Annotated in this window: 13 protein-coding genes; 3 read left to right on the top strand and 10 right to left on the bottom strand. The window is 41.0% G+C overall.

The window, feature by feature from the left end; genetic code table 11:
- Positions 1–167: 167 nt before the first annotated feature.
- The 5 genes from CI595_RS14635 to CI595_RS14615 form a co-directional block, all read right to left on the bottom strand.
- On the bottom strand, positions 168–1,043 hold the full coding sequence (locus CI595_RS14635; RefSeq protein WP_095174384.1) for a DUF3881 family protein: 876 nt from the start codon (positions 1,041–1,043) through the stop codon (positions 168–170).
- Positions 1,044–1,093: 50 nt separating this feature from the next.
- Positions 1,094–2,371: a serine--tRNA ligase gene (serS, locus tag CI595_RS14630; RefSeq protein ID WP_095174383.1), complete on the bottom strand. Its 1,278-nt coding sequence runs from the start codon at positions 2,369–2,371 to the stop codon at positions 1,094–1,096.
- Positions 2,372–2,469: 98 nt separating this feature from the next.
- Positions 2,470–2,997, bottom strand: coding sequence for a DUF4446 family protein (locus CI595_RS14625; protein ID WP_095174382.1), 528 nt, complete (start codon positions 2,995–2,997; stop codon positions 2,470–2,472).
- Between the two features lie 54 nt (positions 2,998–3,051).
- Complete coding sequence (locus tag CI595_RS14620; RefSeq protein ID WP_095174381.1) at positions 3,052–3,975, bottom strand: ParB/RepB/Spo0J family partition protein; 924 nt, start codon at positions 3,973–3,975, stop codon at positions 3,052–3,054.
- Positions 3,966–4,742 (bottom strand): ParA family protein, encoded by a 777-nt coding sequence (locus CI595_RS14615; RefSeq protein ID WP_095174380.1) that lies wholly within the window; start codon positions 4,740–4,742, stop codon positions 3,966–3,968. Before CI595_RS14615 ends, CI595_RS14620 begins: the two co-directional genes overlap by 10 nt.
- Before the next feature lie 1,123 nt (positions 4,743–5,865).
- Between CI595_RS14615 and CI595_RS14600 the strand changes: the two genes are divergently transcribed.
- Positions 5,866–6,822, top strand: coding sequence for an alpha/beta fold hydrolase (locus CI595_RS14600; RefSeq protein ID WP_095174377.1), 957 nt, complete (start codon positions 5,866–5,868; stop codon positions 6,820–6,822).
- Positions 6,823–7,111: 289 nt separating this feature from the next.
- Here the strand turns inward: CI595_RS14600 and CI595_RS14595 are convergent, their stop codons facing one another.
- Genes CI595_RS14595 through CI595_RS14580 form a run of 4 tightly spaced genes read right to left on the bottom strand, consistent with a single transcriptional unit; the run spans position 7,112 to position 12,038 of the window.
- Positions 7,112–8,695: a DUF4340 domain-containing protein gene (locus tag CI595_RS14595; protein WP_095174376.1), complete on the bottom strand. Its 1,584-nt coding sequence runs from the start codon at positions 8,693–8,695 to the stop codon at positions 7,112–7,114.
- Positions 8,696–10,195 (bottom strand): GldG family protein, encoded by a 1,500-nt coding sequence (locus CI595_RS14590; protein ID WP_187144029.1) that lies wholly within the window; start codon positions 10,193–10,195, stop codon positions 8,696–8,698.
- A gap of 33 nt (positions 10,196–10,228) precedes the next feature.
- Positions 10,229–11,092 (bottom strand): ABC transporter permease subunit, encoded by an 864-nt coding sequence (locus CI595_RS14585; protein WP_095174375.1) that lies wholly within the window; start codon positions 11,090–11,092, stop codon positions 10,229–10,231.
- Positions 11,076–12,038, bottom strand: a complete 963-nt coding sequence (locus CI595_RS14580; RefSeq protein WP_095174374.1) for an ABC transporter ATP-binding protein — start codon at positions 12,036–12,038, stop codon at positions 11,076–11,078. The genes CI595_RS14585 and CI595_RS14580 overlap by 17 nt, the downstream gene beginning before the upstream one ends.
- A gap of 463 nt (positions 12,039–12,501) precedes the next feature.
- Between CI595_RS14580 and CI595_RS14575 the strand changes: the two genes are divergently transcribed.
- Together CI595_RS14575 and CI595_RS14570 are read left to right on the top strand one after the other, a co-directional pair.
- On the top strand, positions 12,502–12,858 hold the full coding sequence (locus CI595_RS14575; protein ID WP_095174373.1) for an MGMT family protein: 357 nt from the start codon (positions 12,502–12,504) through the stop codon (positions 12,856–12,858).
- Positions 12,859–12,891: 33 nt separating this feature from the next.
- Positions 12,892–13,440: a hypothetical protein gene (locus CI595_RS14570; protein ID WP_167388465.1), complete on the top strand. Its 549-nt coding sequence runs from the start codon at positions 12,892–12,894 to the stop codon at positions 13,438–13,440.
- On the opposite strand, the gene CI595_RS26105 is transcribed toward CI595_RS14570, so the two are convergent.
- Positions 13,426–13,719, bottom strand: a complete 294-nt coding sequence (locus tag CI595_RS26105) for a hypothetical protein (protein ID WP_147737726.1) — start codon at positions 13,717–13,719, stop codon at positions 13,426–13,428. The two genes, CI595_RS14570 and CI595_RS26105, sit on opposite strands and share 15 nt — an antisense overlap.
- Positions 13,720–13,765 lie beyond the last annotated feature (46 nt).

Genomic DNA, 13,765 nt, shown 5'->3' with positions numbered 1-13,765 from the left:
CATTATAGTGCTGAATGCACATAAACGTCAATGTGTTTGATTCCCATTTATGCAATTCCACCAATCGCTGCGGGGCACATGGTTCCCGGTCATACACAGAACCGTCCTGAAAGTATATATCAAAAAAAGGTACCGGACATGGTCCGATACCTTTCAATCTTCCTGATCTAGAAATGAATGCTTCCCTGAAGCCAGATAACACCTTTAAAACGGCGCCCCACCTCAGGCTCGCCCATCAGATCATTGGTGTTGATACACACATCAATCTCTAAATCATTGCAGGAAATCCTAAGTTCATACACTTCTTCATTTGTCATAACGTTTCTTACTCTGGAACAGTCCAGGATTTCACCCATGACATTATACAGGTCACATTCCATCCCGTAGGGCATAAAATATGTATCTACAATAGAGTACACATCTTCATTTGGAATTCTCCCGGAAATCATGGAATAGATATCAATATCCTCCATGGTCAGATTTTCCATGGCATCCTCATCCCCATTCCGGGCTGCCGCTATCATGCGGTTGCGGTTAATGGTATTTTCTTTATCTTCTTTTTCCTGCTTCTCATCCTTTGTGACAGGAAGAAGGATCTTTCCCTCCTTAGCCAGGGCCGCAAGGGTTATGGCATAGGAGCCTCTGGAGTAATTCCCATGGCTTCTCTCTGTGAGGTATTCCCCTGCATTCTGCAGATAAAATATAATGGTAACTCCAATTCTCACGTCATCACAGGCACCTGCGTAAGACTCTTTCCCTGCATGTTTTTCGATTACCACATCCTCCTGGGTAGTAATCCCGGTGCCGCGGAAATACGGAAAATAATATTCCATTTGAAATTCATTATTCTCATCATATTCTCCGCAGACCGTTATCCCAAAATCACATCCATAGGTTTTAGAGATTTCCGCAAACAGATGTTTTTTTCTGTCTTCTACCACTGTCTTCTCATCATAATGTAAAATTACATCACTAAGAATCCGGTCCACCTCTTTTTTTCCGTTTATCCCGGAAAACCCAATGGATTTCAAATAACTGTGCAAATAAGTACCTCCGTCTGGTTAAGGTTTACATAACTTTGTTTACATAACATTTATTTAATCTCTGTCATCCCGCCCATGTAAGGTCTTAGGGCTTCCGGAATCCTTACAGAACCATCTGCCTGGAGATTATTTTCCAAAAATGCGATAAGCATTCTGGGGGGAGCGACAACTGTATTATTTAAGGTATGCGCCAGATACTTGCCATCTTTCCCATTTATGCGAATTTTTAATCTTCTGGCCTGGGCATCCCCCAAATTGGAGCAGCTTCCCACCTCAAAATATTTTTTCTGTCTTGGGGACCACGCCTCAACATCCACGGATTTCACCTTCAGATCAGCTAAATCTCCGGAGCAGCATTCCAGTGTACGCACCGGGATATCCAGGGAACGGAATAAATCTACGGTATTCTGCCATAATTTTTCAAACCACGCTTTGCTCTCCTCCGGTTTGCAGACAACGATCATCTCCTGCTTCTCAAACTGATGGATTCGGTACACTCCGCGCTCTTCCAGTCCGTGTGCTCCTTTTTCTTTTCTGAAGCAGGGGGAATAACTGGTCAGAGTCTTTGGCAGTTCTTCCTCCGGTATGATGGTATCTATAAATTTACCGATCATAGAATGCTCACTGGTTCCTATCAGATAGAGGTCTTCACCCTCAATTTTATACATCATGGCATCCATCTCTGCAAAACTCATAACGCCTGTGACCACATCGCTGCGGATCATAAATGGGGGTACACAGTAGGTAAAGCCTCTGTTGATCATAAAATCCCTGGCGTAAGATATGACAGCAGAGTGCAGCCTTGCAATGTCGCCCATTAAATAGTAAAATCCATTTCCAGCCACTTTTCTGGCGCTGTCCAGATCAAGGCCGTTGAAGCGCTCCATGATCTCCGCATGATACGGGATCTCGAAATCAGGAACCACCGGTTCCCCGTACTTCTGGACCTCAACATTTTCGGTATCATCTTTTCCGATGGGTACCGTGGGGTCAATAATATTGGGAATGGTCATCATGATGGTCTTGATTTTTTCTTCTACTTCTCTCTCCTCATTGGAAAGACGCTCTACAGTCTCAGCATTGGCTGTAACTTTCTTTTTTACTTCCTCTGCTTCCTCTTTCTTTCCTTCCTTCATCAGGCCGCCAATCATTTTGGAAATCTTATTTCTCTCGGCTCTTAAAGCCTCAACTTCCTTTTTGATATCGCGGTTTCTTTTGTCCAGCTCTATCACTTCGTCAACCAGTTGTAATTTATTGTCCTGAAACTTATTTTTAATATTCTGTTTTACAAGATCCGGGTTTTCTCTTAAAAATTTAATGTCTAACATCTCAGTTCTCCTTTTGGTTTCACAAGTTTATTTACATAAGATTAAATAAGATTAATTGCAGCTGTTCCGTATCCTCATAGTTACAATTATGCTCTTTATTAATCTTCTAATTCAGTTTCCTGCAAAATACCGAAGTTTACAGCCTGTCTCAATGCCTCTACCTCTTCTTCACTCAATACTACATAGGATTCCCCATTTACGATCTCTTTAATATAGAGAAAGCAATTTTCTCTGCTATGTATGGCATTCAACAGAAAACCGGTATTATTTTTATCAAGCATGGCAAGTACAAAACTAAGTTTTCCTCCCATATCCTCAAAGGCATCATATTTTACAATACCGTATTTGTTCAGGGACTTGTCCATAACTTTCCATATTTTCTCAATTTCCTCCCCGTTATCATCTGTGGAGCGTACCAGTTTTTCAATCAAATCAAATTTTCTTTTAAACAGCCGTTCAAGGGATTGTCCATCCTTCCCCTTCATGAACAGCGAATATTTTCTGTTTAGCCGATTCAGTCCCAATGAAAGGTTAAATACGCAGATCAGCAGTATGATCACTACTACCAGCAGTAAAACCATCAATATTCCGGAGTGAGACTGAAGACTTTCTAATAAACTACTCATCTGTTGTTCACAACTCCCTTATTTTTCTAATCGTATAACTGTCCATTCGCGCAGTTACCTGATCGTTTCCAGTAGTTCCACAATACGTTCCAGTTCATCCTTAGAGTAATATTCTATTTCTATTTTCCCCTTATCATTGTTCTTCCGGTGTATTGCTACCTTTGAACCGATAATCTGTTTTATTTTTTCCTCCAGGTTTTGATAGACCAGATTCTGCGCTTCGTCCACAGGCTTTTCCGGTTTTTCCGGCACGGGATTCAGGATCTCTTTTACCAGTTTTTCCGTTTCCCTTACACTTAATTTTTCATCAAATACTTTTGTTGCTGCCATGACCTGAATTTCAACATCCTCTATTGCTAAAAGTGCCCTGGCATGTCCTGTTGTGATCATCTCGTCAATGAGCATCTGCTGCACGCGCTCGTCCAGCTTTAAAAGACGCATGGAGTTGGTCACTGCAGTACGGCTTTTAGATACCCTCTCAGCGATAGCATCCTGTTTCAGATGAAATTCCTCCATGAGACGCTTGTAGGCCACTGCCTCCTCGATCGGGTTTAAGTCCTCCCTCTGGATATTCTCAATAAGAGAGATTTCTACTGCCTCTTGGTCTGAAAACTCTTTGATGATAACAGGAACTTCTTTGACACCCGCCAATTTAGATGCTCTCCATCTACGTTCACCGGCAATGATCTCATAATAATCGCCTTTTTTCTGTACAAGAAGAGGCTGTAAAATTCCAAACTGTTTTATTGACTCTGCCAGCTCCAGCAGCGCATCTTCCCCGAACTGTTTTCTGGGCTGTTCCCTGTTTGGTTCTATCATTGACATTTTAATGAGCTGTACAGACCTTTCATCTTTTATGTCAACTTCCTTTGTATTCTCAGCAGGTGCCGGGGCAGGGCTTTTCTTTTTGACCTTAGCACTGGTATCCGGAATCATGGAATCAAGTCCTTTTCCAAGTCCACCTTTTCTTACTGCCATTCTTCATCCCCCTTATGTAAAACTTCCTCTGCAAGAAGCTTGTAACTCTCTGCTCCTACAGATCTTTTATCGTACATTGTAATTGGCAGTCCATAACTGGGTGCCTCAGCAAGCCGCACATTTCTCGGTATGATTGTTTTATAGATTGATTGGTTCAGATTGCTTTTTACATTTTCTACTACCTGCAGGGAAAGATTTGTCCTTGCATCATACATGGTAAACACTACACCTTCAATAACAAGTGAAGGATTTAAACGTTCCTGCACTAACTCTATGGTGTGGATGAGCTGTGTAAGTCCTTCCAGCGCATAGTATTCACACTGAATGGGCACAAGAACGGAATCTGCGGTTGTCATTGCATTGATCGTCAAAATGTTAAGTGATGGAGGGCAATCCATAATGATGAAATCATATTTGTCTTTTATGCTGTCAATATGATTTTTTAATAAAAATTCTCTGTCTTCTACTCCTACCAGTTCAATCTCAGCTCCGGCCAGGTTCACATTGGACGGGATGATTGATAGGTTTTCAAATACGTTTTCAATCAGGCAGTCAGATAAATCGCAGTCCCCGAGAAGCAGTTCGTACAATGTGGCGTCTAAGTTTTCTTTTTCTACGCCAACACCGCTTGTGGTGTTTCCCTGAGGGTCGATATCTATAATGAGGACTTTTTGGCTCATTTCTGCCAGGCAGGCGGAAAGATTAATGGCTGTTGTGGATTTGCCTACGCCGCCTTTTTGGTTTGCTATAGCTATAATTCTTCCCAATTATACTCTCCTCTTTTCATCTGTGTGGAAAAGTTTTTGATATTTTTTGATTGTGATATACGTGTTTATTATAGCATTAATTGTGGAGTATTTCTACAAGAATGTTTCACGTGAAACATTTTTTTATTGGAAATTTATTGGTTATATTGTATATGGGAAAAATGAGGAGGGGCGGGCGGTGAAAATGAGGAAGGGCGGACGGTGGAGAAGGGCGGACGGTGGAGAAGGGCGGACGGTGGAGAAGGGCGGACGGTGGAGAAGGGCGGACGGTGGAGAAGGAGGTGGAGGGCGTTGGGAATGGGGTGAGTGAAGCGTTCCGCTGTCCGGAAGCTAACCTGCTCCCAGACACTAAATTTATCGGCAATGGCCTCTTCATTAAGTGTCTGGGGCAGGTGGATCTTCCGAACGCTCCACTGAGACATCACTCACCCCATTCCCAACGCCCTCCACCTCCTTCTCCACCTGGTTTTCTCTGGTATGCAGTAGTGTGTGAGATGTTTCACGTGAAACATTTATTAGAAAATTTATTTATCCCTTTGTGGATTTTTAGTCTATGGTTTAGTTTTAAGTCTACAGTTTAATTTTTATTGATGAGATGGTTTTTGTATGAGGTCTTATTTGCAGTTGTGAAAATGTTAAGTGATTAATTTAATCGTAAATCATTAGTAGATTTGTCAGTTTAGTTGGTAGGCCGTATGGTTTATTTTATAATCAAAAAAATCTTACATTTTAAAAAGTCAATGATGAGTAATGGATGTATTATTGTTATTATTGTTGTTTTTATTATTGTTGTTTTTATTATTATTATTTTTTTTGTTATTGTTGTGATTATTATTGTTGCGATCGTTGTGATTGATAAATTACTGATTGTAGCTGTCAGTTACTGTTTACATACACTGTACCGGGAGGGATTTTCATGTCGGAATAATGAAAATCCTGAGGCAGTCAGCGCGATATGGGGCAGAATGAATCATATTTGTGGATTGCGGAGCGTGTTACTGGACACGGAGGGAACAGTAACAGCTGTCAGGGTTATGAAGAGTTGCTATTATTTTAAACTTGTATAATTGACTTTAATGTTTTATAATATTAGTATATTATTTTTAGGGAGGTGGACGGTTTTATGAAGAAATCTAAGCATAAAATAATTACGGCTAGTATACTTTTTTCTATTGCTACGGGTATTATTTATGTGATTAATCGCCTTATATTTGGAACTGCTGTGTTGAAAGAAATGTTGAAGTCCACAGCTAACAATTATTATAATTGGCGATTTGGGAAGATATATTATAAGAAGATTGGTTCCGGGTCACCGGTTTTGTTGGTGCATGATTTGACTGTTTATAGTTCAGCTTATGAATGGAATCGGATAGTGGATAAGTTGGCAGAAAACCATACGGTTTATGCGATTGATCTGCTGGGGTGCGGGCGGTCGGATAAGCAGAGGATAACTTATACCAATTATTTGTATGTGCAGCTTATATCTGACTTTATAAAGAATGTCATTCATGAGCGAACAGATGTGATAGCTAGTGGGTATTCGGGTTCTTTTGCTTTGATGGCTTGTCATAATGAGACGGATTTGTTTGGTAAGATTGTGATGATCAATCCACCTTCTTTGAATGCTTTGAATAAGATTCCTGATAAGAGAAGTAAATTGTATAAGTTTTTACTGGAAGTACCTGTGTTTGGAACATTGGTTTATAATATGATCACTTGTCAGAGTAATATTCAGTTGTTATTTACTGAGCAGTATTTGTATAATCCTTTTAATATGACAGCAGAGTGGCTGGATACTTACTATGAAGCTGCGCATAAGGGTATGAGTAGTTCCAGGTACTTGTTGTCCAGTATGATTGGCAGGTATACGAACAATAATATTAACCATGCTTTGAAAGCCATTGACCAGAGTATTTTTATTATTGAGGGTGAGGCTGAAAGAGAAGGTAAGGATGTTATCAGCCAGTATACTGAATGTAATCCCGCTATTGAAGCGATCAGCTTAAAAGGAGCAAAACATCTGCCACATATGGAAACACCGGAAAAACTCATGGAACAATTAAGTATATTTCTTGATTAAATGTTTCACGTGAAACATAAAAGGGAGAACAGTGATATAGATATCGCAGTTCTCCCTTTTATTCATGATAATAGAAAAATGATAATGATTGGTTTCTATTATTGTAACTATTCAGTAGGTCTGTGCATTCACTGCGCTGACCGTAAGAAAGTACACTATACCACGGCCAAGCAAAAATCCCATTGCCAAAGGCGATTCTGCATAGGTTTTTGCCTGTAACTGTGAGAATACGGAACAGTTACCTATTATTTTATAAATAAGTTATTGTGCAATGATTTATAGATGTTGATCATGATTCTTTATTTTGCTTTTCTAAAAACGCATCGAATGCTTCTGTCAGTTCTTTTACTTTCATTTTGTTAACTAACGATGCATTTCCTTTGCTGTCTTTAACAAGATAAAAATTGGAATCATATGCATAATACTCGACTGTAACATCAACACCATTTTCTTTGAAGAAGTGGACTTTCATTTCGGGTGTGTTTTCTGTATCTGGCACTGTGTCTAACCACTCTTGGCATTCCATGCTGCTGATCAAACTGTAGAACTGAGAAAAATCATCTAATTCTATTTCGTTTCCGTTCATATAGTAGGTTGTAACCGTGGTGGTTTCTTTTTTTTCTGAATCAGTATCCTCCTTATCATCTTTATTTTCATCTTTGTTATCTTTTTTACTGTCATCCTCTACTGGCTGTTCTTCTGTTTTTTTGGTAAATTCATAAGTATTTCCGTCTTTTTCTATAGTAACTTGATCTAAGTCAGCAAATATATAATCTGAAACATAGGTACTTAGGAATTGATTTACCTGTGCATTTAAAAAGGCTTCAACGGTAGAACAACTTAATGTGTAAACACCTGACTGGCTTTGAAGTTTTGCATAATAGCTGCCATCTTCTTTCTGACTTCCTATTAACAGGATTTCCTGTTTATCAACCGTTATTTTTTCTTCTGTATCCGAATTATTTTCTGAGTCACTGTTTGAGTCCGTGTTGGCACCGTCATCTCCTGTTTCATTGTCAGAGTCAGTATCTGCACTATCCTTTTCAGCATCATCAGAAGATTTAGTCTCTGTAACTTGATAATCTATAGTCATAACTATGGGGTTATCCAACCCATACTGGCTTAAATCATCGGTGTTTTGAGTTATAAACTCTGACCAGGACATACTTGTTATAGGATTGGTAAACTCAGAAACCTGGGAACTTCCCGCATCTTTTTTTGTTCCATCCCAATTTGTTACAGCCCATCCTGTACTGGAACTGCTGTCTTTAGTCACAGTAAATGTCTGGCCATCTTTGTCAATTGATACACCTGTGATATTTGATATGGTTGGAAAAGCTTCTTTTTCTGCTAAATCACTGATATTGAACTGCAAGGCGGTAACAATAGTTGAAGAAACCATATAAACTTTTTTATTATCTTCATTTACTGTCATATAACTGCTGCTTGTTACGGAATTTGTATCCCCAAACTGAAGCGTTTGCTCATTTCCATCTTTATCTTTAAGATTCACAGTGACTGCAGGGCTGTCTAAACCGTATTCCCCTATATCTTCCGGTTCTTCCAGGATTCTGTCAGCAGCTATTTTTTCAAATTTATTTATAATTTCTTCAAATGCCGACTGATCCAGAGGGAAGGTTTCATCTGCATCATACTTCCAGGTGTCATCTGTTTTTGTAAATGTATAATCTGTATCACCGGTTTTGAACACTGCCTGGCTGAGATCATTCACGTCAATTTCAAACGCTGTCTCTGTTGATTCCTCTGTATCCCCACTATCCTTTTTGCTGCTGTTATGAAGAACTATATAAAACACCAGCAGCAATGCCAATACTACTATGCCTGCAATTAGTGCTGTATTTTTTTTCTTCATTTACTGTTTTCTCCTCTTCATCCAGATTCCGCCGCCTAAGATCACTAAAAATGCCGGTACTATTGCCATAACAAATATGCTCCAGAAGCTGGCATCCGCTGCAGGTATAGTCAAAGTAGTGGTATCTAAGCTCTTGCTTGGAATAGAAATTGCGCTTCCCTCTTCGTTTGCACACATCCAGTTGACAGAGGCAGAGACCAGTTCAAAGTTTGCACCTGACACCATTGCGTCCATACTATCATTAAAGAGTGCCTCCGAGGAATAGTATACAATCTGGGTTTGTTTATCATCTTCCAGATCCTCGCTGATCGCTACACCAACATTAAAAGGTCCATCAATGTCTTCGCTTTCTTTCTCCATAGTTTGCATATTTTCCACATTTACTTTGCTGTATGCACTGTCTGATGTGGTTAAAATGTTTTGTATGGTCAGACTATCCCTATAATTATCCACAGTTTCAATTCCCTGGGCCAGAGGCATCAGGATATAACGGCTTCCGGAAGAAAGATTAGAGGTAATTTCATTACTTTCTATATTCGGAAGTAAATAGGACGGGTTTTGAGAGATATAGTGATTGGTATCAGACTCCAGTATGATGCCGTCCACGGTTTTCACACCGTAATTTTCCAAAACTGAGGCAAAATTCGGCATCTCATCACCTGTATAATTGGATACGATCAAAGCTTTGCCGCCATTTTCAAGATAGGATATGATTTTCTGTGCCTCATCCTCCGAAATATCTTTTGCAGGTGCAAATATAAACAGACAGTCTGCATCTTCCGGAACAGTATCCATTGTAAGCAGATTCAAGGATTGAATATCAATATTCGCCTTTTGTATCATATCCTTCAGAGAATCACTCATTGTTGATTCATCATGACCTTCTAAGGTATACATTACAGGCATATTATCAGATGTTACATAATTGATCGCACTGGTGAGCTGTCCTTCCCCGTCAAAGCCGGTCACCTCACTTGAATACGTCTGATAATTTACAGATGTCTCATACATAGAGTTATAATCCACCACTTTATTTTTATCACCGGAAACCACAATAACACTGTTGTTGTTTACCCCTTCTGTGGTGTACTGGGAAGTAAATTTAGGATTGACAGCGGGGTCCTTTTTCTCTACTTTTACATGGTCACTGCTTTCCTCGTAGCGCTCCAGCAGTTTTTCGATATCGCTGCTCTCAGAGCCGTTCTGTGCTATATAATATAGGGTGACGTCCTTATCCAAATTTTTTAACAGCTTTTTTGTCTGATCTCCGATGCTGTACATTTTCTGTGTGCTTAAATCTATTTCCCTGAATTTTGAGGGCAGTTCCTGTATCAGCAAATTTACAACTACCAAAATTGCCACGAAAACCGCAACAACCCCCATACTGTACGTTCCATGCCTCAGATTTTTCTTGTTTTTTCGTCTGTTTTCTTTACTATTACTAATAATTTTCTTAATATCAATTTTTTTCTTACTAATATTATCTTTTGATTCTTTCATATCTGCATTTTCTCCTTTCTTCGACCTCCAAAATCAGCTCCAACGCCGTTTTTGTATGGATTGAATTGTCAGAAATACAAAAATGCATATTACGGAAAGCATATATACGATTCCTGTCACATCCAGTATACCGCCTACAAAGTTATCAAAATGATTTGCAATTGCCAACAAATCCAATAACTTTTGAATAGCGCCCTCAAAAAGTGATGATTTTACAAAATACAGGACCAGCGTGATCCCTACCAAAATAACACCTACTACTCCTGTGAGGATTGCATCCCTTGTCATCTGATATACAATAAATGCAATCACAAGCGCAATCACCACAAATGCCAGCATGGAGCTGACTGCAGTCTGAGAAAAGAAGGACTCAATACCATTCATCACATAGCTGCAGAAAAGAACACCAAAAGTCAAAACCGCTGCGATCACCTGGCTCTCTGTAACAGAGGACAGGAAAAGCCCTACTGCAATATTGGCACATCCAAGAAAGAAAAAACCGATAACAGCCGTATAGGCCATGGGGTAAGACACCGTACCGTATTTACCCATAATGAGAGGATAACAAGCGGCAATGATAACAGGGATAACATAGATCGTTATCATACCCAGGTACTTTCCGAGAACGATTTTCCAAACCGCTACCGGTGAAGTAAACAAAAGCTGGTCTGTCTTATTTTTCTTTTCCTCCGCCAGTATTCTCATAGTCAGAACCGGAGTAATAATCAGAAATGTAAAGGTAACAGAACTTAAAGTAGTTCCAAAATCAGGTGTTGCATAGTTTAAGTTATATGCAGTGAAATAAATCCCTAATATTAATAATATAAATGCCATGAACACATAACCAACCATGGACGTAAGATAACTCTTCACTTCTTTTTTATAGATTGCCAGCATCTTCTTTTTCCTCCCCGCTATCTGTCAGTTTTAAGAATACCTCTTCCAGTGTCATATTCGTTGACTGCATCTTTAAGATGGGATACTTTGCTTCTGCCAAAGCAAAGAAGATATTTTCCCTCACATCCCGGTCCCCTGCTATTTTGACAGTAAAGTCACAGGCATTTTCAACCATGGATTCGTGATAAATAAGCTCCTCAATATTTTCTACAACATCCAGTGCCTTTCTGATCTCCTCCTCAGGTCCCTTTACCGTAAGTTCCAGAGAGTTTGCCCCCGTCATGACTTTACTTAGATTTTCCGGTGAATCACTGGCAACCAGTCTTCCATGATCAATGATCAGCACATAGTCACATACAGCGCTAACCTCTGATAGGATATGTGAACTGAGGATAACGGTATGTTTTTCACCCAAACTTTTGATGAGATCTCTGATCTCAATGATCTGCTTAGGGTCAAGACCCACGGTAGGTTCATCCAAAATTATAATTTCCGGATATCCCAAAAGCGCCTGGGCCAGTCCAACTCTCTGCTTGTACCCCTTGGACAGGTTTTTTATCAGCCTGTTTTTCATTTCGTCCAGCTTTGTAGTTGACATAACTTCAGATATGTTCTTTTCTATCTCTGCTTTCGGAATAGATTTCAGCTCCGCAACAAATTTCAGGTACTCCATAACAGTCATATCCTGATATAAAGGCGGCAGTTCAGGCAGATAACCAATACACTTTTTAGCCTTTTCCGGTTCCTCCAGAATATTGTGCCCGTCGATCAGGATCTCTCCCTCCGTGGACGCAATATAACCTGTGATCATGTTCATGGTAGTGGACTTTCCCGCTCCATTCGGCCCCAGAAACCCGTAAATCTTACCTTTCTCCACAGTAAAATCCAGATGGTCTACAGCCACATGATTTCCGTACTTCTTAACCAGATTCCTAACTTCGATCAAAATGTTCCCTCCTTTAATTTTGTGCTTCTATAATCTTATAATAACAATTCAGCACCTTCACAGTTACCTGCAAAACTCCATAAAGCGATCACTTTCCGCCATGGAATCATGCTTGCTGCGGGATATTTTTACTTTCTTACAGTCAGCAAAGCAAATGCACCGGCTTACTGAATCATTACTTATGACTTTCTAATTTTATTTACTAATTGTGATAAAAATTAGGTAAGACTGTGATTTTTCTGTGAAACATTACCAGACCTTTTTCATCCAAATACCAAAAACTCACACATTTATACAAAATACCATAATACTTCTCCCTCTCCGACAATTCCCCTACAACATCCCACACGCTTCTCATTTCTCCGGATTTGCCGCATCAGGATGCCATCCCCCTCATTGACATTTTCCCCAAATTATCGTATGCTCAAAAAAAACCAATGCGATCCCCAAGGAAAGGCACACCATGGACTTTTACAAACGAGTAGAATATGTATGTAAACAAATCCCCCGGGGCAGAGCTGCCACCTACGGACAGATTGCCCTATTATGCGGCATGCCCTCCCATTCCCGTCAGGTAGGTTATGCCCTCAACAAAAAACTCACATCCCCGGACATACCTGCCCACCGCATAGTCAACCACAAAGGTTACCTCTCAGGTTCAGCCTCCTTCACGTACCCGGACACCCAGGAATCCCTCTTAGAAAAAGAAGGCATCCCTGTAACCCCGGAGCACACCATTGACCTAAAAAAATACGCCTGGCACCACACCCTGGACGACGCCATACGCTTCCGTGCCTACTTCACCACCCACAACCTTTAACCCTGCACTACCTCATACCCAATGGAGACAAACATGACAATAAAAGAAAAAGCCGACAAAATCCTCTACAAAACCGGACTCTACGAAGAGCTGAAAACCTACGGTGAACCCCACCCAATCGGCAGCTACCGCATGGACATGATGGTCTACAACGACCTGGACATCGACATCCTAAACAATTCCATGACCCTGGAAAAACTCCACACACTTACAAACTATATCCTAAAAACCTTCCGCCCCACCTGGTACGAGGCCCGTGAAGAAGTCAACGACGAAGGCAAAACCGTCTGGTTCCACGGCTTTCACGCCATCCTCATGGACGAACTCTGGAACTTTGACCTCTGGTTCTTCGACCGGGAAACCATCACCAAAGCCGAGGCCTACTGCGACACCATAACCACCCGCTGCCACCAAAATCCCACCCTAAAAACCGCAATCACAACAATAAAAAAAGACCTCCTAACCAAAGGTCTCTACCACTACGATAAATACACCAGCATGGACGTCTACCACGCCGTCCTAACCGAAAACATCACCACCACCCAAGCCTTCCTAAAAACCCACCCCCTAACCACCTACTAACACATTCCCCATACCCGCAGCACCATACAACCTACCGCCGCAATCCCTCTCCCCATACCCGCATCCACCTACCCGCAGCACCACCACACAACCTCCCGCAGCCACAACCCCCAGGGGCTGAAGGAAGGCCGGCGGAGCCGGGAGGAGAGGGCTGTCGGTGAGTGATGTACAGAGGAGCGCCAGGGAGATCCACCTGCCCCAGACACTTAATGAAGAGGCCACTGCCGATGAATTTAGTGACTGGGAGCAGGTTAGCTCCCTGGCAGCGGAACGCTTCACTCACCGACAGCCCTCTCCTCCCAGCTCCGTACGGTCTTCCTTCAGA

The sequence above is a fragment of the Blautia hominis genome (genome assembly GCA_002270465.1).
Classification (GTDB): Bacteria; Bacillota; Clostridia; order Lachnospirales; family Lachnospiraceae; genus Blautia; species Blautia hominis.
Note: the sequence above shows the minus strand (reverse complement) of the source record. Positions and strands in the feature narration are given on the sequence as shown.